The sequence below is a fragment of the Roseateles sp. NT4 genome (assembly GCF_051857475.1).
Classification (GTDB): domain Bacteria; phylum Pseudomonadota; class Gammaproteobacteria; order Burkholderiales; family Burkholderiaceae_C; genus Pelomonas.
The window spans coordinates 448,041-468,447 of record NZ_JBPZGZ010000002.1 but is presented as its reverse complement, the minus strand read 5'-3'; the positions used below and the strand labels follow the sequence as shown (position 1 = coordinate 468,447).

At 66.2% G+C, this 20,407-nt stretch carries 20 protein-coding genes; 14 read left to right on the top strand and 6 right to left on the bottom strand.

Annotation, left to right across the window (positions count from 1 at the left end):
- Positions 1 to 28 precede the first annotated feature (28 nt).
- Both ACS5PN_RS11780 and ACS5PN_RS11775 read left to right on the top strand, forming a co-directional pair.
- The gene (locus tag ACS5PN_RS11780; RefSeq protein WP_439464140.1) at positions 29 to 613 is read left to right on the top strand and encodes a LysE family translocator; all 585 of its coding nucleotides are present in this window, start codon (positions 29 to 31) and stop codon (positions 611 to 613) included.
- On the top strand, positions 613 to 2,058 hold the full coding sequence (locus ACS5PN_RS11775; RefSeq protein WP_439464139.1) for a PLP-dependent aminotransferase family protein: 1,446 nt from the start codon (positions 613 to 615) through the stop codon (positions 2,056 to 2,058). Before ACS5PN_RS11780 ends, ACS5PN_RS11775 begins: the two co-directional genes overlap by 1 nt.
- On the opposite strand, the gene ACS5PN_RS11770 is transcribed toward ACS5PN_RS11775, so the two are convergent.
- Entirely contained in the window at positions 2,051 to 2,545 is a 495-nt protein-coding gene (locus tag ACS5PN_RS11770) for an MOSC domain-containing protein (RefSeq protein ID WP_439464138.1), read from the bottom strand. The two genes, ACS5PN_RS11775 and ACS5PN_RS11770, sit on opposite strands and share 8 nt — an antisense overlap.
- Before the next feature lie 111 nt (positions 2,546 to 2,656).
- Between ACS5PN_RS11770 and ACS5PN_RS11765 the strand changes: the two genes are divergently transcribed.
- On the top strand, positions 2,657 to 3,349 hold the full coding sequence (locus ACS5PN_RS11765) for a hypothetical protein (RefSeq protein ID WP_439464137.1): 693 nt from the start codon (positions 2,657 to 2,659) through the stop codon (positions 3,347 to 3,349).
- A gap of 242 nt (positions 3,350 to 3,591) precedes the next feature.
- Positions 3,592 to 3,801 carry a hypothetical protein gene (locus tag ACS5PN_RS11760; RefSeq protein WP_439464136.1) on the top strand — a complete coding sequence of 70 codons (210 nt, stop codon included), beginning with the start codon at positions 3,592 to 3,594 and terminating at the stop codon, positions 3,799 to 3,801.
- A gap of 7 nt (positions 3,802 to 3,808) precedes the next feature.
- Here the strand turns inward: ACS5PN_RS11760 and ACS5PN_RS11755 are convergent, their stop codons facing one another.
- Both ACS5PN_RS11755 and ACS5PN_RS11750 read right to left on the bottom strand, forming a co-directional pair.
- Positions 3,809 to 4,252 (bottom strand): VOC family protein, encoded by a 444-nt coding sequence (locus ACS5PN_RS11755; RefSeq protein ID WP_439464135.1) that lies wholly within the window; start codon positions 4,250 to 4,252, stop codon positions 3,809 to 3,811.
- An 80-nt stretch (positions 4,253 to 4,332) separates the two neighbouring features.
- Positions 4,333 to 5,151, bottom strand: a complete 819-nt coding sequence (locus tag ACS5PN_RS11750; protein ID WP_439464134.1) for a DUF6597 domain-containing transcriptional factor — start codon at positions 5,149 to 5,151, stop codon at positions 4,333 to 4,335.
- A 120-nt stretch (positions 5,152 to 5,271) separates the two neighbouring features.
- On the opposite strand from ACS5PN_RS11750, the gene ACS5PN_RS11745 reads away from it, so the two are divergent.
- The 6 genes from ACS5PN_RS11745 to ACS5PN_RS11720 all read left to right on the top strand — a co-directional run bounded on the left by ACS5PN_RS11745 (position 5,272) and on the right by ACS5PN_RS11720 (position 10,956).
- Entirely contained in the window at positions 5,272 to 6,084 is an 813-nt protein-coding gene (locus ACS5PN_RS11745; protein WP_439464133.1) for an ATP-dependent Clp protease adaptor ClpS, read from the top strand.
- Positions 6,085 to 6,319: 235 nt separating this feature from the next.
- Entirely contained in the window at positions 6,320 to 7,051 is a 732-nt protein-coding gene (locus ACS5PN_RS11740) for a type 1 glutamine amidotransferase (protein ID WP_439464132.1), read from the top strand.
- Between the two features lie 129 nt (positions 7,052 to 7,180).
- Positions 7,181 to 9,058 (top strand): potassium transporter Kup, encoded by a 1,878-nt coding sequence (locus tag ACS5PN_RS11735; protein WP_439464131.1) that lies wholly within the window; start codon positions 7,181 to 7,183, stop codon positions 9,056 to 9,058.
- A 6-nt stretch (positions 9,059 to 9,064) separates the two neighbouring features.
- Positions 9,065 to 9,307: a hypothetical protein gene (locus ACS5PN_RS11730; protein ID WP_439464130.1), complete on the top strand. Its 243-nt coding sequence runs from the start codon at positions 9,065 to 9,067 to the stop codon at positions 9,305 to 9,307.
- Between the two features lie 128 nt (positions 9,308 to 9,435).
- Positions 9,436 to 10,356, top strand: a complete 921-nt coding sequence (locus ACS5PN_RS11725; RefSeq protein WP_439464129.1) for a sensor histidine kinase — start codon at positions 9,436 to 9,438, stop codon at positions 10,354 to 10,356.
- Positions 10,357 to 10,956 carry a GNAT family N-acetyltransferase gene (locus ACS5PN_RS11720; protein ID WP_439464128.1) on the top strand — a complete coding sequence of 200 codons (600 nt, stop codon included), beginning with the start codon at positions 10,357 to 10,359 and terminating at the stop codon, positions 10,954 to 10,956. It abuts the gene before it with no gap.
- A 290-nt stretch (positions 10,957 to 11,246) separates the two neighbouring features.
- Here the strand turns inward: ACS5PN_RS11720 and ACS5PN_RS11715 are convergent, their stop codons facing one another.
- Together ACS5PN_RS11715 and ACS5PN_RS11710 are read right to left on the bottom strand one after the other, a co-directional pair.
- Positions 11,247 to 11,453, bottom strand: coding sequence for a hypothetical protein (locus ACS5PN_RS11715; RefSeq protein ID WP_439464127.1), 207 nt, complete (start codon positions 11,451 to 11,453; stop codon positions 11,247 to 11,249).
- A 196-nt stretch (positions 11,454 to 11,649) separates the two neighbouring features.
- Positions 11,650 to 12,723, bottom strand: coding sequence for an NAD(P)-dependent alcohol dehydrogenase (locus tag ACS5PN_RS11710; RefSeq protein WP_439464126.1), 1,074 nt, complete (start codon positions 12,721 to 12,723; stop codon positions 11,650 to 11,652).
- Positions 12,724 to 13,206: 483 nt separating this feature from the next.
- On the opposite strand from ACS5PN_RS11710, the gene ACS5PN_RS11705 reads away from it, so the two are divergent.
- Positions 13,207 to 13,884, top strand: coding sequence for a helix-turn-helix transcriptional regulator (locus ACS5PN_RS11705; RefSeq protein WP_439464125.1), 678 nt, complete (start codon positions 13,207 to 13,209; stop codon positions 13,882 to 13,884).
- 42 nt (positions 13,885 to 13,926) lie between these two features.
- Positions 13,927 to 14,559: a Crp/Fnr family transcriptional regulator gene (locus ACS5PN_RS11700; RefSeq protein ID WP_439464124.1), complete on the top strand. Its 633-nt coding sequence runs from the start codon at positions 13,927 to 13,929 to the stop codon at positions 14,557 to 14,559.
- A 13-nt stretch (positions 14,560 to 14,572) separates the two neighbouring features.
- On the opposite strand, the gene ACS5PN_RS11695 is transcribed toward ACS5PN_RS11700, so the two are convergent.
- The gene (locus ACS5PN_RS11695; protein ID WP_439465561.1) at positions 14,573 to 15,472 is read right to left on the bottom strand and encodes a M48 family metallopeptidase; all 900 of its coding nucleotides are present in this window, start codon (positions 15,470 to 15,472) and stop codon (positions 14,573 to 14,575) included.
- 620 nt (positions 15,473 to 16,092) lie between these two features.
- Here ACS5PN_RS11695 and ACS5PN_RS11690 point away from each other — a divergent pair.
- Together ACS5PN_RS11690 and ACS5PN_RS11685 are read left to right on the top strand one after the other, a co-directional pair.
- Positions 16,093 to 17,760, top strand: a complete 1,668-nt coding sequence (locus ACS5PN_RS11690) for a hypothetical protein (RefSeq protein ID WP_439464123.1) — start codon at positions 16,093 to 16,095, stop codon at positions 17,758 to 17,760.
- The gene (locus tag ACS5PN_RS11685) at positions 17,757 to 20,402 is read left to right on the top strand and encodes a DUF2726 domain-containing protein (protein WP_439464122.1); all 2,646 of its coding nucleotides are present in this window, start codon (positions 17,757 to 17,759) and stop codon (positions 20,400 to 20,402) included. The genes ACS5PN_RS11690 and ACS5PN_RS11685 overlap by 4 nt, the downstream gene beginning before the upstream one ends.
- The last annotated feature ends 5 nt before the right edge of the window (positions 20,403 to 20,407 follow it).

Here is a 20,407-nt window from a genome sequence, read left to right as displayed (position 1 = left end):
TGCCGCCGCCAGCCGCTGCAATCGCGGCATGAACGAGCTGCTGCCCTTTGCGACCTACTGCCTGCTGATGTCGGGCACACCCGGCCCCAACAACATGATGCTGGTGGCCAATGGCGCGCACTACGGCTACCGGCGAACGCTGCCGGCCATCCTGGGCACCAACACCGGCGTGGCGGTGCTGACCTTCGCCATGTGCATGGGCCTGGGCGCCGTGTTCGCGGCATTTCCGCTGCTGCACCAGGCGCTGAAGCTGGCCGGCACCCTGTACATGCTGGTGCTGGCCTGGAAGCTGGCCGTCGCGCCCGCCGCAGATGGGCGGCCGCCCGAGCGGGTGGGCTTCGCGCAGGCGGCACTGTTCCAGGCCGTGAACCCCAAGAGCTGGATCCGCGCGGTGACGGTCGCTTCGGTCTTCATGCCGGCCGATTGGAGCCTCGGCAGCGGCGCCCTGTTCGTCAGCCTGGCCGGCGCGCTGATCGGCTTTCCGTGCGTCTCGATGTGGGCGCTGTTCGGTGTCGGCATCTCGCGCTTCCTGTCCAGCCCTGGCCGGCGGCGCGTGTTCAATGCCATCATGGCCGCCTCCCTGGTTGTGCTGGCTGTGCTCCTGTTGCGCTGATGTTTTCTCTGGACCGCGACTCCTCCCTCCCGCTGGCCGACCAGATCGAGCAGCGCCTGCATGCGTTGATCGCCAGCCATCAGCTGCCGCCGGGCGCGCGGCTGAATTCCATTCGCCAGCTGGCTTCGCGTCTGGGCGTCAGCCCCAACACCGTCGTCGTCGCCTACGACCGGCTGGTGGCTGCGGGTGTCATCGACTCGCGCGGCACGGCCGGCTTCTTTGTCGCCGAGGGCCCGGCCGACGCCATGCCCGACGCGGCCCGTGTCGAGGCCGGCGAGGAACAGGAGGCCGTCTGGCTGGCCCAGCAGGCCAACGACCAGCGCTCGGGCGTGCTGCTGGCCAGCAGCGGCGCCCTGCCGGCCACATGGCTGGAAGAAGCCATTCCCGCCGCCGCCGTGCAGAGAGGTCTGGCGCGCGCCCACGCCGGCATGGCATCGCGCTGCCCGCCCCAGGGCCTGCCCGAGCTGCGCGAACGCATCGCGACGCTGCTGCGCGGCCAGGGCGTGGCGGTGGACGCGGGCCGCATCCTGACGACCTATGGCGGCACCCAGGCCATCGACCTGATCTGCCGCGCCTTCCTGCGGCCGGGCGACTCGGTCGCCGTCGAGACGCCGGGTTATTTCCTGCTCTTCGACCGCCTGCGCCAGGCTGGCGTCAACATCCTGCCCATCCCGCGCCGACCCGACGGCATCGACCTCGAAGCGCTTGACGAGGCCTGCACCCGCCACCGCCCACGCCTGCTCTTCATCCAGAGCGTGCTGCACAACCCCACGGGCTGGGGCAGCACGGCCGCCAATCTACACCGCGTGCTGATGCTGGCGCAGCGCCACGACTTCCTCGTTGCCGAGGACGATGTGCAGGGCCACTTCCACCCCGGCACGCCGACGCGGCTGGCCCAGCTGTCGGGCCTGGAGCGCGTCATCTACTACTCCAGCGTCTGCAAGGCCATGAGCCCGGCGCTGCGCCTGGGCTATGTGGCCGCCGAACCGGCTCTTTTGCGCGCGCTGATGCGCGAGAAGATCATCTCGGTGCTGACGACCTCGGCGCTGAACGAGTTCGTGCTGCTGGAGGTGCTGGCCGCCGGCCGCTGGCGCAAGCATCTGGACCGCCTGCAGCAGCGCCTGGCCGCTGCGCGTGGCCAGGCCACGCAGCAGCTGCGCCAGGCCGGCGTGCTGCTGGAGCATCCAGGCGAGGGTGGCCTCTTCCTGTGGGGCGCGCTGCCGGCCGGCGTCGACGTGGACAGCGTCGTCAAGGAGGCCTTCCGTGCCGGCATCCTGCTGGTGCGCGGCGCCACCTTCGCGGCCGATGGCGCGCGCGACCCGCACATCCGCTTCAACGTCGCCTTCAGCCAGCAGCCGCGTGTGGCGCAGTTCCTGCAAGACCAGCTCAGCGCGAGCACCAGCGCGCAACGCGTCCTCGAACGCGCGCGCAGCCGCGTCAGCTGACGCTCACCGCGTCGCCCACGGCGATGCGACCGCCTTCGAGGATGCGCGCCGTCATGCCGCCATGGCCGCGCATCGCTGCATAGCCACCGGGGCCGATGACCTCTTCCATGCGCGAGCAGGGCGCGCAGGGACCGACGATCTCGATCAGCGCCTCGCCGACGCGCACCTTGGCGTTCTTCAGCGTCAGCAGGTTGATGCCGGAGACGACGAGATTGCGGCGCAGGTCGACCGGGTCGATCGGGCCGCTGTGACGTGCAAATGTCGCGATCAGCGGCAGGTGCTCCTGCTGGATCAAGGTGACCTGGCGCGTCGACAGCTCGGCCTCGCCGCGTTTTCCCAGCCGGTCATCGGCCAGGCCGATGCCAGCCAATGCCGTCGTCTGCTCGATGAGGCGGGCCCGGTCACGCGGCGTGCCGCGCACGACGATGGCTTCGACACGGCCCTGGATATGGGCCGGCGGTGTCATGAGGTCGCGCATGGTTTTCATGGATACACATTAGCCCAGCCTGGGCCGGCAAAGTTCACGGACGCCTGCGGCAACGCCGTCAAGCCGCGGGTCATCTCGGCCGAAGATGGGTTCACTCCAGGAGTGTCTGCCGTGCCGCGTCGTCTTTTTGCTGCCCTCGCCCTTGTGTCTGCCGTGCTGTCGCCGACCGCCCACGCCGCCGACCTGACACCGCTGGAAATGCGCTGGCTGCAGGGCATTGCGCCCGTCGTGAGCCACGCCCGCGAGGCCCTGAGCCTGCCGCTGGACATCGTCGTGCAACCCCAGGCCGAGCCCGGCACGGCGCCGCTGGCGCTGGGCTTCGTCGACGGCCGCTGCAAGCTGGTGCTGTCCATGCGCGGCAACCCCGAGGGCCAACGCCAGATCGATGCCATCGACCCGGCGTTGCTGGGCCCGGCCCTGGAATTGATGGCCGCCCACGAACTGGGCCACTGCCGCCGCTACCTCGACGGCGCCTGGCACGGCATGCCGGCCGGCTTCGTCGCCGCCAAGGCGCCGGACGGTCTCGCCCCCGATCTGCAGCAGGCCTGGCTGGACATGCGCTCCACCCGCCGCGAGGAAGCCTATGGCGACCTCGTCGGCCTGGCCTGGACCCGCGCGCGTCATTTCGAGCTCTATGCCCGGCTGCAGGCTTGGCTGGTGGCCGAGCGCTCGGCCGAGCTGATTCCCGGCAGCCACCACGACACCCTGGCCTGGCTTGCCCTGGCGCGCGACCCCGCCGTGCTGGAGGGCCGCACCATGTTCGAAGCCGCCGACCGCGTCTGGGCCAACGGCCTCAAGGACTGAGCCGGCGCCTGGCTTCCAAAAAAAGCCCGACGACCTGGAGGCCGCCGGGCTGGAACGCCTCGGTGTGCACCCCACACCTGGCAACTGCAATGCCGCATGATACTGTTGTTTTGTACAGTATTTTCGACAGCCAAAGCGTGGCTTAGTCCTCATGCTTGATGACGCTTCCCCCAAGCAAGGCCTCGCCAGCGCCGGAGCGCGCCGCTACAACGGACATCCGAAGCTGCAGTCGGAGATGTCTCATGAACGCACATCACGCTTTCGTATCGCTGCTGTGGGCCGTCGTCCTCGTCGGCCTGACCTTCCTGGGCCTGTCCTTCGGCCACGCGCTGAAGCACCATGACCTGGCCCTGTGGGGCCATCACCCGCTGTTCGGGTCGGGCATGGCGGCGCTGATCACGGCCTTGTTGGGCGGCTTCCTGACCTTCGGCCTCAGCGGCCGTCGGCACTGAGGCTTCGCTAACCGGTCATCAGGGCGGTGTAGCGCCGCTGCATCTCCTCGGGCTCCAGCTTCTCGATCGAATGGCCCAGCAGCCAGGCGTGGCCGAAAGGGTCGCGCAGCCGGCATGAACGTTCGCCGTAAAACTGGTCGGTCGGCGGCATCAGCACCGTAGCGCCCGCCGCAGCCGCCCGTTCGGCCATCGCGTCGGCGTTGTCGACATGCAGGTGAATCGTGCAGCCGGTGAAGCCGTCGCGCGGCGGTGCCACCATGCCGTACTCCGGAAACTCGTCGCACACCATCAGCACGACGGGGCCGAGCCGGAGCTCCACATGGCCGATGCGGCCCGACGGCTCGACGAGCCGGAAGATCTCGGTCGCGCCGAAGGCCTGTTGATAGAAGGCGACCGCGGCCTGCGCGTCGCGCACCATCAGATACGGGAACACCTCGTGGATCTCGCTCATGCAAGCTCTCCTTTGTGCGGCACCCGGCCGCGAGGACCGCAGCCTAGGCGGCGAGGGTGTGCGGCGTATTGGATATTTTTTCAGCGCGGCAGGGCCACGTGCGACGGTTGGTCGGCCTGCACAGGCACATAGGCACCGGGGGCCATGCCCGCGACCTGGCGGAACTCGCGGATCAGATGCGACTGGTCGAAGTAGCCGGCACCCGCGGCAATCTGCGCCCAATCGCGCGGCCCGCAGCGCACCAGCGTCGGCAGCAGCAGGCCGAAGCGCAGCACCCGCGCATAGCGCTTGGGCGTGAGGCCCACGGCCTGCTCGAAGCGGCGGATGAACTGGGCCGGCGTGCAGCCGCTGTCGCGCTGCACGGGCTGCACCCGCGCGCCGGCCGGGTCACGTTGGAAAGCTTCGATGGCGAAGGCTGCCAGCGGGTCGGGCAGCGCACTGCTGTGCAGCCGCTGCAGCAGCAAGCCGTCCAGCCGCTGCAGGGCCTGCTGTGGCGATCCCGCGGCCTGCAGGCGCTCGCGCCACTCCCGCGCGGTGGGCCCCCAGACATCCTCGAGCAATTCGGTGCGGTTGCGCAGTTCGGGCAAGGCACCGCCGAAGAAGGCCGCCGCACCACCGGGCTTGAAGTGCACGCCGACGACCGTCGACGGCCCTTCGGTACCGCGCACGCCAAAGCGGTCCGAGGCGCCCTGCACGATGGCGCCGCGCAAACGCCGCGCCTGCACGTCCTGCTCGCTGTCGTAGCGGATCAGATGGTCCTGCAACAGCGGCACCACGATGTCGGCACAGCCGGTCGGCAGGCTGCGTTCGCGGCTGTGCGGCAGGGCGCCGCGCGCGCTGTACCAGAGGCTGTCGATGTAGGGGGCAAGCCGTGGAGACGGCTGGTGGCGGACGAACATGCACCGCCTTGTAGGGCGGATGCCTATCGGATGCAAGCGCCCCGCTGCACGGCGTAGCGCCTGGCCCCACTAGACTGCGCGCCGATCCGCACCCACGTCTGGCGGAGAGGATGCGAGTGGATGGCGAGTTCGGCTTCAGGAGCGATTGCGGGAGACGTCACGGCCAGCCTGCACGACTGCTTCAGCGAGGCACGCAAGCGGCGGTATGAGACGGTGTCGCTGGAACAGCTGCTGCTTGCGCTGCTCGGCAGTCCGCGAGTAGTCGAGGTGCTGCTGGCCTGCTCGGTCGATCTCGCTCGGCTGAGGGAGGGCCTTGAGGCCATCCTCCAGCACGGCACGCCGTTGGTTGCCGGCAGCGCACCGGTGCAGCCCCGGCCCTCGTTCGAGTTGGAGCATGCCCTCCAGCGCGCCATCCTGCGGGTGCAGGCCACCCGCGGCCGTCCCGTCGCTTCGACGGGGCCGCTGCAGGCCGCGAGGCGGGCGCTCGCGCGCTGGATGCCACTCCCTAGCCGGGCGGCCGTGGATGGCGCAGACCTGCTGGTGGCCGTCTTCAGCGAAAAGGAAAGCCCGGCGGTGAGGGAGTTGCAGCGGCACGGCACCACGCACTTCGATGTGACCCGTTACCTCGCCCATGGCATCAGGAAGTCCGATCCCGCGGAGCCCTTGATGGTCGAGGGGCCGGCGCACAAGGACGTCGATGTCGTGCTGTTCAACGACGACTTCACGCCGATGGAATTCGTCGTGAAGCTGCTTCAAGACCACTTCATGTTCGATCTCGGCTCAGCCGAGCAGGTCATGCTGAAGATCCACCGTGAAGGACGCGCCGTCTGCGGCTGCTTCGCCGCCGATGTAGCGGCCAGCAAGGTCGAACTCGTGCGAGCGGCTGCGCATCAGGAAGAGCATCCGTTGCGCTGCACGGTCGAGCCTGTGTAGCCGCACCCCAGTTGTCAGCGATCACGACATGCCGGGCGAGCGAGTTCTCGAGATCTTGGGCTGCCGGTTGAATCACTAGGCCTGCACCAGGGCCTCTCGCCGCGTTGTCGACCGGATGTCATTTCCTTGATGCGTTCTTGCCATCCCGACCCCTAGTCTTGACGAGAACCTGACACCGCCAGTCCTAGATTGGAGTCTCCTTCACAGATGGCACACCAGGGCGTGAGCCAGCTTCATGAGACCGGTACTCATCCTCCAGCACGACAGCACCCAACGACCAGGTCAACTGCTCGACCATCTGACGCAGGCAGGCATCGACACGCGAATCGTGATGCCCGACCACGGCGACTTCGTGCCCCACCAAGCCAGCGATTACAGCGGCATCGTCCTGCTGGGCAGCAACCGAAGCGTGAACGATCCGGTTGGCTGGATTCAAGCCGAGCTGAATCTGGTGCGGCGTGCGCTGGATGCCGACGTGCCGATGCTGGGCCACTGCTTCGGGGGGCAGATGCTGGCCCGCGCCATGGGTGCGCGGGTGGGGCGCGCCGGCTTTGCCAACATCGGCTGGAGCCGCCTGCAGGTCACCCCGGCCGGTCGACCGCTGATGCAGGCCCAGGAGATCACCGCCTTCAACTGGCACTACGAAACCTTCGAGATCCCGGCTCGCGCACGGCGCCTTCTCTATGGCCAGCATTGCCTGAACAAGGCCTTCGTCATCGGTCCCCATCTGGCTTTCCAATGCCACCTCGAGGTGGACGAGGGCATCGTCCGTGACTGGTGCAGCCAGAGCGCCGCAGAACTGGCGCGTGCCCACGGCCCCGCGGTGCAATCGCCAGCCCTCATCCTCAGGGAACTGCCGCAGCGCGTCGTCGAGTTGCGGCGCATTGCCAGGCGGGTCTACAGCGAATGGACGTCAAGGTTGATCGGCCCGGGGTGGCGGCGGGCCGTTGCGGTGAATTGGCACTGACGCGCAGCGCCGACGGGCATCGACGTTCTGCCTGGAAAGCCGCCGCGTTGCCGCCGGCTGTCCTTCATCTTTATAAGTTCTTTATACGAAACCCAGCAAACTGCGGTATCCCCTTCGGGACCCTACCGCATGAGCCTTGATCACAAACGCAGCGGCCTTGCCGCGCTCACGCTGGGTGCCATCGGTGTCGTCTATGGCGACATCGGCACCAGCCCCCTCTACACCCTCAAGGAAGTCTTCCTGCCGGCGACCGGCGTCGCGCTGAACACGCACAACCTCATCGGCGCGACCTCGGTCATCGTCTGGGCGCTGATGTTCGTCGTCACACTGAAGTACGTCATCCTCATCCTGCGCGCCGACAACCGCGGCGAAGGCGGTGCCCTGGCGCTGACCGCGCTGGCGGCGCATGCCGTGCAACAACGTCCCCGGCTGCGCAGCGCGCTGCTGCTGCTGGGTCTGTTTGGCGCGACGCTGTTTTACGGCGACAGCGTCATCACGCCGGCCATCTCGGTCATGAGCGCCATCGAAGGCCTGGAGGTGGTCACGCCCACGCTCAAGCCCTATGTGCTGCCCATTTCGGCGGCCATCCTGGTCGGCCTTTTCGTCGTGCAACGCTATGGCACGGCGTCGGTGGGCAAGGTGTTCGGCCCCATCATCGTGATCTGGTTCGGCGTGTTGGGCGCCATCGGCGTGGTGCATATCGTGAAGCAGCCGCAGATCCTCGCGGCGCTGAACCCGCTGGAGGCATGGGCCTTCCTGAGCCAGCGCGGCTGGCATCTTTTCGCGGCCGTCGGCGCCATCGTGTTGGCGCTGACAGGTGCCGAGGCGCTGTACGCCGATATGGGCCACTTCGGCGTCAAGCCCATCCGCCTGGCGTGGATGGGCCTCGTCTTCCCGGCGCTGGCGCTGAACTACCTGGGCCAGGGTGCGCTGCTGATGGGCGATGCCTCGGCCATCGACAACCCTTTCTTTCGCCTCTTTCCGACCGCTCTGATCCTGCCCATGGTGGTTCTGGCGGCGCTGGCGACCGTCATCGCCTCGCAGGCCGTCATCTCGGGCGCCTACTCGATGACCAAGCAGGCCGTGCTGCTGGGTTTCCTGCCGCGCGTCACCATGCGCCATACCTCGGCCAGCGAGTCGGGCCAGATCTATGTGCCGGCCGTCAACTGGGCGCTGCTGGCCGGCGTGCTGGGCGCCGTGTTCATGTTCGGCAGCTCGTCGGCCCTGGCCGGCGCCTACGGCATCGCGGTGACGCTGACCATGTTCATCACCACGGTGCTGACCTTCTTCGTCATCCGTGACGGCTGGCGCCTGCCCGCGCCGGTCGCCATCGGCGCGACCGTCTTCTTCCTCGCTGTGGACGCACTGCTCGTGGCCGGCTGCGCCATCAAGTTCTTCGACGGCGGCTGGTTCCCGCTGGCCCTGGGCCTGATGCTCTTCGTGCTGATGAGCACTTGGGCGCGCGGGCGCAAGCTGCTGATGCAGAGCCTGCGCAGCGAAGGCCTGGAACTGGAGCCCTTCATCGAGAGCCTGGCCCACGGCGGCGCTCACCGCGCCCAGCGCACGGCCGTCTACACCGTGGCCGACCCCACGCTGGTGCCGCAAGCCCTGCTGCACAACCTCAAGCACAACCAGGTGCTGCACGAGACCAACGTCATCCTCAACGTGCAGTTCCACGACCACCCCAGCGTCGACGCGGCCGACCGCGTCGCGCTGTCGCAGATCGCCCCTGGCTTCTGGCGCGTGGTGGTCAACTACGGCTTCATGGAAGAGCCCGACGTGCCGGCCGCGCTCGCGCTGTGCGAACCCAAGGGCCTGCGTGTCGAGCCCTTCGAGACCAGCTACTTCCTCAGTCGCGAGACGGTGGTGCCGACGCCCGGCGGTGGCATGGCGAACTGGCGCGAGCGCCTGTTTGCTGCCTTAAGTCGCAACTCCAGCGGTGTTGCCAGGTTCTTCCGCCTGCCGGACAACGCCGTGGTCGAGCTGGGAACACGCGTCCAGATATAGAAGGCCATGAGTTCAGAGCGCAAGTATTGGTTCAAGGCCAAGGAAAGTGGCCTGGGGTGGTCCTGGCCTTTGACCTGGCAGGGGTGGCTTGTCTACACCTGCATGTTGACGGCGATCGCGTACTTCTTCGTCACGGGTGAAGACGTTGGACAGAAGATCCTGGGCGCCTGGATTCCGATACTCATCTGCATCCCGATTTGCTGGGCCTTTGGCGAACCGCTGTCGCGAGGCAAACGCGCGAAGCGCTAGACAGGCGCGCTGCGCCAACTCGGCCGCCCCCTTGGCAACGCCTTCGGCGGACGTGAACGTATGGCACCGCACAGACGCAGAGCGCCCACCTCCCTGATGCTTCGATGGCTGATGCAGAAGGTGATCTCATGAACACGCAACGCCCACCCTTTGACGCGACGGGCTCCACTCAAGTTATGAGGGTCCTGCCCGGCTTGCAGAGTTCACTTGCTCGTTCGCACGTTGCGTGGCGAGGTATCGCCGACGAGTCGGGGCCTGAAGCCGCCGAGCGGGCTTCGGCGCTGTGGCGCCAAGCGGTTCACGATTTGCGAGGCAAGCTCGGTGTCGTCGCGGGCGTCACTGCCATGCTGCAGAAGCCGGTCGGCGAAGCTCGCCGTTTTGAGCTGATGGCCATGCTGGATCGCAATGTGACCGGTCTGCGCGAGCTGCTCAACGGCGTGGCTGACCTGGCTCGCCTGGACGCCATGCAGGAGCAACCCGTCATCCGCGATGTCGACATTGCCGCCACGCTCGGTGAGACGTGCAACAGCCTGCGGATCATGGCGAGCGTGCGCGGGCTCCAACTCGAATTCAAAGGCCCGGCAAATCTCGCTGCAAGAACTGATCCGCTGATGGTGGCGCGAATCGCGCAAAACCTCGTGCTCAACGCCATCCAGTACACGCAGGCTCGCAGTGTGATGTTGACGTGCGGTCGTTGTGCCGGTGCGGAATCTGAACACTGGTACTTCGAAGTCGGTGACACCCCCTTCGCCCCGGGCGGCAACGACCTGATGGAGCCAGCATCCCTCCTCCCGACAGCGGCTGGCCAGACCTCCGGCGAAGGCATTGGCCTGTCCATCGTCAGCCGGCTCTGCGGCCTGTTGGGCGGAACCATGCAGTTCGTGCCTGCAGATGGCGCGGGCAGGATGACTCGCATCGAGCTGCCGGCGCGTGGCGATGGTGCACTTGAGACCTTGATGATTCCTGTCGCAGGCCGCGTGGGCACGGTGGCTGCAGGCCCGTGGGCTTCGGCAGGGCGCCAAGGCATCCAGAATCGCCGCGGCCCGTGAATGGCACGCCCCGCCGATCAATGTCTGGACATGCCCGCTGGGCTCGCGGGGCCGGGCTCAGCCGCAAGAACCTTCGACTGGCGAGGCCGTGCGCTGGTGATACGGCCCATCGTGCCGGCCGACGAAGCACGGCACACCGCCTTCTTCGCTCATCTGGCCCCTGAGGATCTGCGGCTGAGGTTCTTCAGTCCAAGGCGCGAAGTGCCGCAAGCTGAGATGCTGCGGTTCGTGCACCCCGACGCCGCCACCGAAGTGGCGCTCATGGCGCTGGCAGCGGGTGCCGACGGCCAGCTGGAGGAAGTGGCCTCATCGCGCGCGGTTGCAGATGCCGGCAACGTCGAAGCTGAATTTGGCATCACCGTGCGGTCCGACCTCAAGCATCAAGGGCTGGGGCGCCTGCTGCTCATGCATCTCATTGCCACGGTCAAGCGTCGCGGCACCCAACGCATCGCTTGCGACGTGCTGCACGAGAACACGGCGATGCGCGCGTTGGCCAGCAGCTTGGGTTTCCACGTCGACGTGCGAGCGCCGATTGGCGGACCCATGCGCTACGTGCGTGTCCTGCGCCCCTGCGTCTGGGGGCCTATGTTGCAGCGTTAGCGCCCCCTGAGTCGAGTCGGGTCACCGGAGGGGCTGGCTCCGGCGTTCTGCCCGCTTGGCCCGATCCCGTTGTCGTGTGGATCGAATGCAATGTTGGGCTCAAGTCCATGGTGTCCAGCGCCGCCCCTGGATCTTCCTCGCCGGCGACCGACATGTTGTCATCCACGGGCGCGATGGCCTGATCTCCAACAGGCGACTCACAGGACAGGGTGAACGGCAGAGACCGCCCGGCGCAAGAAGCGGACATGACCTGTTGTTTGAACAGCTGCGGGGATTCGAGCATGGCTGGGTCAGGCATCGGTGCTGGGGCTTGGGAGGCGCGCGGCCATGCCGGCTCGCTCTTCGAACAGCTGGTCCAGTTGCAAGGTGAGCGCGCTGACCAGCGAGCAAGCCTCGAGATATTGTTCCTGACCCCCGGTGGCCCGCCATGCATCCCGCGCTGTTTCTGCCTTGGCTATGCGGTGGTTGAGAGAATCTACATCGTCAGCAAAAGTCATTGTCGACACCCGTCTGCATGTGTGGGCCGGACGAGACCGGCGAATTGGTCGAAAGCAAGACCAACGGCTCGCAAACATGGTCCAGGTCTTTCTGCTGACGGTCGGTGCGGCCGGACACGCATCAACCCCATTTGTTCGGGCGCGGCCAGCAAGAACTGCCGCCGCCGCCGTCACGGGAATTCGCGCCACCCGAGCCTCATGGCGTGATCGCCACCTTCAGCACGCCGTCACGCTGCTGGCTGAACAGCTCGTAGGCTCTTTCGATGTCGTCGAGCTTGAAGCGGTGGGTCACCATGGCGCCCAGATCGACGCGACGGCTCGCGATCATCGACATGAGCCGGCGCATGCGCTCCTTCCCGCCTGGGCACAGTGACGTGATGATCTTGTGGTCACCCAGCCCTGCCGCGAACGGGCCGAGCGGGATCGTCAGATCGGTCGAATAGACCCCGAGACTCGAGAGCGTGCCGCCAGGCCGCAAGACCCGCAGGCAAGCGTCGAATGTCTGCTGGGTGCCCAGCGCCTCGATCGCCACGTCGACGCCGCGCCCATCGGTAAGGCGCATGATCTCTTCGACGGGATCCGTCTTGCTGGCGTCGATGACGTGGTCAGCGCCCATCTTCCTGGCAACTTCCAGGCGATTCGACAGCCGATCCACACCGATGACGAGTGACGCGCCGCTGAGCTTTGCTCCCGCCGTGGCGCAGAGGCCGATCGGGCCCTGGGCGAACACGGCCACCGCGTCACCAATTCGTACGCCGGCGCTTTCCGCGCCACTGAATCCGGTCGACATGATGTCAGGGCACATGAGCACCTGCTCGTCCTCGAGGCTGTCGGGAACGGCTGCCAGGTTGGCCATGGCGTCGGGAACCAGGACGTACTCGGCCTGGCATCCGTCGATGGTGTTGCCAAACTTCCAGCCTCCCATCGCCTTCCACCCATGGCGCGTGCCGGCGCCATCTTGCGAACTGACACCGCACAGGCATGCCGTGCTCCACCCACTGGGCGTGATGGCGCCGGCAATCACACGTTGCCCCTCGACAAATCCCCGAACCCCGGAGCCGAGTTTCTCGATCACGCCGACCGGTTCATGGCCGATGGTCAGCCCACGCTCGACGGGGTACTCGCCCTTGAGGATGTGCACGTCGGTTCCACAGATGGTCGTCGTGGTCACGCGGATCAGTGCGTCCTGAGCGCCGACGTCCGGGATGGGCTTGTCTTGCAGAACGATTCGTCCGGGCTCGACAAAGACTGCTGCTTTCATCATGGGCATGAGGAAACCTCCGATTCGACGGCGAGCGTGGCCTCGAAGCTGGCCAAGGTCTGTGCGGCGCAGCACGCAGGAGGCGCTGGGCTTGCGCGCTTGGCCTCGCTTCGCCGGACTGTGCGCCGGCGTCCGGCCTGGCCTTTGAGCCACATCAAGGGCGCAGCGATTCGCAGGCCTGCAAGCGCTGATTTCCCGCGCGCCGGGAACGTTTCCCCCCAACCTTTCGCCCCGTGGCGCGGGAATCAATGCGCGAGGCTGGAGAGGCGGCGAATGTGTTCGCGGGCAGCATCGACCGCACCGATTTGGCCACGAGCCCGAAATCGGCAGCGGAAGCGGCATTGCATCAATCCCTATGTTGTAGATGGCGCCTGAGCGACGGCGCGCCGTAATTCCTTCACAAACACACTCAGCAACATTTACGCCCGCGACGAAACATGCTCTCCTACGCTTTGATGATGGTTCGCATGGTGTGGGCCGAGGAGTGCTTCGATGTGGTTGTCCGAGTTTGTGCAGCCGGGCCAAGCCCCTGGCTCCCGCCCGCGTGAACGCCGTCAGGCGGCCTCGCTGTCCAGTCAATGGTTGGGTTTGGTGCTGGAGGAGCTCGACCACGGCGTCGTGCTGCTGAACGGTGCCGGCCGTGTCCTCCACAGCAATCTCGCGGCGCGTGCGTCGCTGGATGACAACCATCCGCTCGAACTGGTCGGCCAGCATCTGCGGGCCCGCCTGCTGACCGATGCGGTGCCGCTGGCCGAGGCGCTGGAGGGCGCCGAGGCGAGCGGCCGCCGCTGCCTGCTGCGCCTGGGCGATGACCGCGCCGAATGCGGCCGGGCCAATGTCGTTGTCGTGCCCTTGAACCGCGACGTCAACCAGGCGGCCGTGCTGCTGATCCTGGAGCGCCGCCAGCTCTGCGGCGACCTGGCCGCCCAGTGGTTCGCGCTGCGCTACCAGCTGACGCCGGCCGAGACCGAGGTGTTGAAGGCCTTGTCCAACGGCGTCAAGCCGACCGAGGTCGCCCAACGCCAGGGCGTGGCCATCTCGACGGTGCGCAGCCAGATCCAGAGCATCCGCGCCAAGAGCGGTGCCGACAGCATCGGCGAGCTGATGCGCCAATTGGCCCTGTTGCCCCCGTTGGTGTCGTCTCTGAGGCCTGCCAAGCTGGTGAACTAACATTCCGGCGCGCCGCGGGCCACAATCCCGCGGCGCAGCCGGATGCCTGACGACACCCTCGACACCGAACTCCTGGCCCTGCCGCCCTCGCTGCGGCTGCTGGCCGCGCGCGGCATGGCGCGCAGCTATCGCAAGGGCATCGTGCTGATCGAGGAAGGCTCGGTCGGCGACAACCTCTACCTGATCCTGTCGGGCTCGCTGCGCGCCTTCAGCAGCGACGCGCGGGGCCGCGAGATCACCTACGGCGTCTACGGCCCCGGCGAATACGTCGGCGAGATGAGCCTGGACGGCGGGCCGCGCTCGGCCAGCGTCATCACCGAAGAGGCCAGCCGCCTCGTCATGGTCACGCGGGCCAGCTTGCTGACGCATATCAGCGAGCACCCCGAGTTCGCCTTCGAGCTGCTGACCAAGGTCATCCGCCGCGCCCGTGCCGCGACGCTGTCCACCAAGCAGCTTGCGCTGAACGATGTCTATGGCCGGCTCAAGAGCCTGGTGGACGACTCGACCGGCGATGGCCGCCACCTGGAGCTGACCCACCAGGGCATGGCCCAGCGCCTGGGCTGCTCGCGCGAGATGGTCTCCAAGCTCGTCAAGGACCTGGAGCTGGGCGGCTATCTGAAGCGTGTCGCAGCGGGCGAATACCAGCGCTTGAAGAACCTGCCGGCACGCTGGTAGCGCCCGAAGGCGCCTAGCGCGGACGCACCGGCAGCGGCGGCGCGACCGGAAAGCGCTGGTCCGGCTTGGGCGCGCGCTGGTAAAGGCCCGCGACCTGGGGCAGATTGGCCTGGATGTCGCGGATGCGGGTGGAGCTGGCCGGGTGGGTGGACAGCCACTGCGGCGGCGCCCCCTTGTTGGCCGCCATCATCTTTTCCCACAGCCGCACCGCGGCGGCCGGGTCATAGCCCGCGCGGGCGGACAGCTCGATGCCAACCAGGTCGGCCTCGCTCTCGTCGTCGCGGCTGAAGCGCAGATTGACCAGCTGGGCGCCCATGCCGGCCAAGCCGCGCCCCACATTGCCCAGGCCCAGCAGAGCCGAGCCGAGCTCGACGACGGCATTGGTCGCGGCCGACTTGCCGACCCGTTCGCGGGCGTGCTCGCGCAGCGCGTGCGCGACCTCGTGGCCCATGATGGCGGCGACCTCGTCGTCCTCGAGCTTGAGCTTGTCGAGGATGCCGTAGAAGAAGGCGATCTTGCCGCCGGGCATGCAGAAGGCATTCAGCTGCGTGCTCGCCAGCAGGTTGACCTCCCACTTCCATTGCCGGGCGCGGTCGTTCCATTCATAGCTGAAGGGAATGATGCGCTGGGCGATGTAGCGCAGGCGCTGGGCCTGCGGGTGCTCCATCGGCGCCAGCGCTCGCTGCTGGCCGGCCTCGCGCATCATCTGCGCGTACTGCTGGCCACCGGCCTGCTCCAGCTGCTCGGCCGACACGAAGCCGGTGAACTTGCTCTTGGGGCCGACGTCCACGCCCTCGCGGGCCCAGGCGGGCATGAAGGCCGCGGCGCCCAGCAGGCCCGTGAAGAGGCGGCGGCCGCGTTGCGTCGGCGGGGCGCAGCGCCCGGCCGCGCAATCGGCGCAGTCGCCGAACATGCGTTTTGGCGGGTGGGTGAACTGCAGGTCGTCGCGGACCTGGAAGGCATCGTCATCCATGCCGGCATTGTGCTTTGCTGCCGATGACCGGCCTCGTAGGACGTGGTCGCCGGCATTAAAGCCGTTTCGGTATCTGCCTACAAAAAGAGCCGCAGTAGCGGAAGCAAGACAAATAGTCGTTTCGCAAGGCATGCAACTCGCATCGCGCACGCGGCAATAAAGTCGCTTCGAACACGGCGAGCAACTTGTGCAGCCCTCAGGGTCGACCGTGGGTGCGCACCACGCTGAGAGAGTCCTAGCGTGCAGACCGGACTGGCCCTCTAAGCGACGGAAAAGCGCAGTTCCAGGCGTCCTCCGTGGGTCTTGCTGGGCACCTCTTCGTCGGGGCAGGGTCAGATGCCGCCGCATGGACGGTTGACACCGTTGGCCGCTGGTCCTTACGATTTGCTCGCGGTTCAAGCCGAACCGGGGGCAAGTTGGCGCCCGTCAGTGCACGCATCGGTCTCATCCGACACGGCAAAGCCAGTTCAATCGCAAGACTCCCTTTCCCGGCTCGATGACCTCCACTTGGGGAGCCGGACAACGCGTGCCGTCCCTCGATGCTCTCCAGGAGTTCATCTATGGCAGCCGCTGCTGCGCCGACGGCGCATCCCCCTTCACCTCATGACCTGCAGGCCAGTGCCGCAGCTCTGTGGACGTTCGTCCATCTCAAGGTCCCTCGCTTCACCTCTGAGGCCGCCCTCAGGGTTGTCGAAGGCCTTCAGGCGCATCCTGACGAAGACCCCAAGGCCCTGGCCAAAAGACTACGCAAAGCGCTGAGCGACGCTGGCGTGGCCCTCAAGCACACGGCGGCTCTCGACGCCGCCTCGCGCATCCTGGGGCGGTCGAGTTGGCACGCCCTTCATCGCGAACCTACCGTACCCAAGCTCAAGCTCACCGTGGTGGCGAAGGCGCCTGAGGAGCAGTTCTCAGCGTGGCACGAGCTGGCGCCAAGGTTGGCGGAGTGGCTGGAGGCTTGGCATCAGGTCAAGCCCACCACGCTGTTTGAAGTCCGCTTCGGGAACGACTTCATCCTGGTCTGCGTGCCAGAGCTCAAGCAGGACAGCACGGCCGGCGAGACCGAAATGATGCCGGCGCTCTCCATCACCCCTATCGGAGACTCAAAGGGTTGGTTGGACGACGCAGGCGCAGCCTTTGAGTTCGTCCGCCGGCGGTTGGAGGAGACTGGCAAAGCCGTCTTGGACGGGGTTGCCGCCCTTCAGGTCTGCGGTCGCCTGGCGCTGGACGTCTCAGGAAGGATGTCGTCTGTGCTGGGACCCGTCGCGCTCGACGATGCCTGCAATTCCGAGCTGGTGCTACTTCGGGAAGACGATGTGCCGGGCAGCGGCTTCGAAATCGCCCGTGGCGACGAGATGACGTGTTGGTCGCAACTTGAGCTGGCTGTGAAGAGCGAGGCGAAGGGCCAGCCGCTTGAAGTCTCTATGGAAGCAGGCGCATGGTGGGTCGGAATGGGGCGCTACGTGTGGCAGCTCACAACCCTTTACCCGGACGACTATGCGCCACGGTCGATTCAAGCCCCACTCACAGAGGCCGAGACCGCAAAGCTCCTGCGGCGCTACTACCTCGCGCGGGGCATCCTCGGCGGCAAGGTGAAGCACCACCACGTCACGAAGCAACTGAAGTACCTGAGCGGTCCTGACGACACCTATCGGGTCGACCTCAATCGGGTCTTCCACGCACTGAACGACGCCGGATACGACTGGGATTCGTTTTGCGCTGAGTTGGGCATCGAGCAAGCCAAGACGCCCGACGTGGCAGTCGGTTTCGTCATGGTGCTGGCCGAGCACCTTAAGCTCAAGGACCCCAACAGGCTCTTCGCCTCGCCGCCCCGAGCGAAGCTGGTCAAGGCCACCGACGACAGCCTCATCCGCTCGCTCATGCCACGTGTGGACTTCGTGCGCTACCGGTCGCCACGCGACCTCGAACCTGACCAAGTCGAAGGCATCCGCGATGCCATTGAGGACTTCAGCGCTTCCATACGGGTGCAAAGGATGCAGCAGCTGGGGCAGCTCACCGACCCCGACGACCCGCTGCCGTACCTCTGCTATGCCGGAGACGGAGACGAGCTGCGACTGAAGCTCGAGGCGCTCGGCCTGGAGATGTACGTCGGCGTGATGCCACACCTCGTTCCTACCGAGGGCGTCATCGAGAAGCTGCCGAACACGTGGTCCTACGCCTTCGGACACGCCATCTACCTGGATATCGACCGCCTTGAGGAGGGTGCATGAGCAAGAAGTCGAAGAAGAAGCCGCAGGCAGCCGCCGCGCTTGCAGGCAACGACATCGCCGTCGAGCCTTCCATGTCTGCTTCACAGGTCCGCCTGGATGACCTGAGAGCACAAGCAGCTGCGCATATCGACGACCGTGCTTGGGCGGAACTCGCGGCGTTGGGCCGCATGCCTTTGGCTGATTTCCATGAAGAGGAACGGCCTCAGGCACGAGTTTGGCTCTTGCGCGCCAAAATTCTTGGGCTCTATCCGCCTGGGACGAAGTCCCTCTACGACCTCGCCAAGCCCGACCGCGAAGAGCTTGCTGGCGCGCTGGATGAACTCACCCAAGTCGTCGACGCACCGCACCGTCAGCCGGAGTTCGAGCTGTACCTTGACACCCTAGGCTGGTCAATTCACGACTGCGCCAAAGCCTTCCGGCACCTGTCGCGCGCCTGCATGGAAATGACCAATGTCGAGTGGCTGCGAAAGCTTCGCGGGAGCGCAGTGAGACTCATGCGGGCGCAGGAGGGCCTTGAGTTTGACGTCACTGCAGCCGAGCAGCAGACGCTTGCCTCGCTTCCGGACCTGACCTTGGCACTCAGCGAAGCCTATGCAGCGGCTGAACAGGGTGGTGCACTTGATGATGAAGGACGTGCGCTCGTCGAGGTGATGCGGCTCGACCTCGACCTGAGGATGGCAGACCCGTGGGACTACGGGCGAGTTTGCGATGCGCTTTTGAGGCTTCCCGGCCCGAGTGAGCGCGACCTCATCGCCATGCATGAGGGGGTCGGTGCCAACGCTTGGCTGACACCGCGGGCGTGGGCTTTCATGTGGGGCCTAGGGCACACGTCCGGCGAGGGCTTTGCTGAACTGCTGCAGCAATTCCCCGACCCACTGGCTTGCGACGCCTGCGAGGGGCTCCGACGCTTGCTATGCGCTCTGGTAGCCGCCCCGGGGGAAGTCGACGAGCATCTCGCTCTCGCCGTTCCGGCTCTGATGCGGTTCGCCGATGCCGACGCCCATTGGTTCGGCGAGCGGCTGACGATGACCGTGGCTGACGAGGTGCGTGACGTGTACATCGGGCTCCAAGGGCTTGACGTGCCGTCTGTAGCGGACCTTCTGCTGCGGCTGTATGAGCATGCGCCCGAAGGCTTCGCCCGACAGGCCGAGCTTGAAAGCCTCTACCGCGTATTCACCGCTAGCACGCAGTACTCCCCGCTGCAGGATGAAGAGCGCGGCGACGAGAAGATGCCAGGCCTTCAGTGGTTGTGCGAGCGGAGCATTTCCTTCCAGTTCGCTGCAGCCTTTGTCATCCAAGGCGTGGCGGGTCGAATGAGGCTTCTGCTCGATGCGATGTGGCGTACGACGGATGCGGGCATCCCACCGTCCCAGAGCTACTACTCCGGCGACCTCGATGAGGAACTTGATGAAGCCGATGCCGAGCCGTTGCTCGAAGCTCTGGGCAGACTTGCAGCAGTGCGCGGGAAGATGCATGCCAACACCCAGCGCATGTGGCTCCAGGTTGCAGAAGATATCTTCGACCCCTTATCCAAGCTTGGCGACAAGGTCCGAATCCGCCTGTTGCCGTTGGCGCGCTTCTTTTGCGATGACCTGCTCGAGAAGGGGCACGCATTCAGGTTGGCCTACCTTGAGCAGGTAGCCGGGGACCCGGAAAAAGCGCTTCGCTACTACCTCGCCTACATTGAGGCCGCCGACGGTGAGCCACCAGCGAGCGCTATCAACAACGCCAAGCTACTCTGGGCGCGCTCCGAGAGCCTCGACAAGGTGCAGCAGTTCATCGACACGCTTGAAGAGGACCTGGCTACTTCGCGCAGTTCTGATGTGGTCCGTCAGCTGCTGACTGATGCGAAAGCACGGCTGGCGGTTCTCAACAAGCGTGACCAGTTTGAGCGGACCGCCGTCAGCCGGTGGCCGACGCTTACCGCGCCCGCACGCAAGCTGCTGAGCGTGTTTGCCACCATCAAGAGCTACAACGGCCTTGCCGAGGTGGCCGAGTACGCGGGCATGGAGCTGAAGTGGGCCGAGCGCCACTACGACAAACTGGTCGACCTTGGAATGCTGCTGACCACAGACACGACCTTCCGCATCAACCCACATATTGCGCCGCTGCTAGAGAGGGAGTCGCAGCACGCTGTGGTCGGCAGAATCGTTCGCGCTCAGGGCACCAGCGCGGTCAAGCAAGTCTTCAACAGTCAGCGCGAGTTCACCATCTACCAAGTCCTGGTGCAGCTCTGTCCCAACCATCTCGTCTTCCCGAACTGCTCGCTGCAGAGCGTCATGAACTTCGACCGCATGAAGGAGTTGGTCAGCGAAGACGACTTCGGGTACTACCTCCGAGCGAGCGTTGACATCGTCGTCGTCTCCTCGACGACCTACCTACCAATGTTGGCCATCGAAGTCGATTCCGTCTGGCACGACACTGAGCGCCAGCAGCGCAATGACGACAAGAAGGACCGTCTGTTCGCGGCGGCCGGCATCCCGTTCATGCGCCTGCGCCCAGTCGGTAGCCCATCAGAGAACACCATCCGCGCGCAGGTTGCCGAACACGTCGATGAGCTCGTGAGAAGCCTTCGCTCCGACTTGCCTGGCTACGACCAGGCGCGTGGCCTGCTGGAAGACCTCTCGGGAGTTCATCGCTAGGTCGC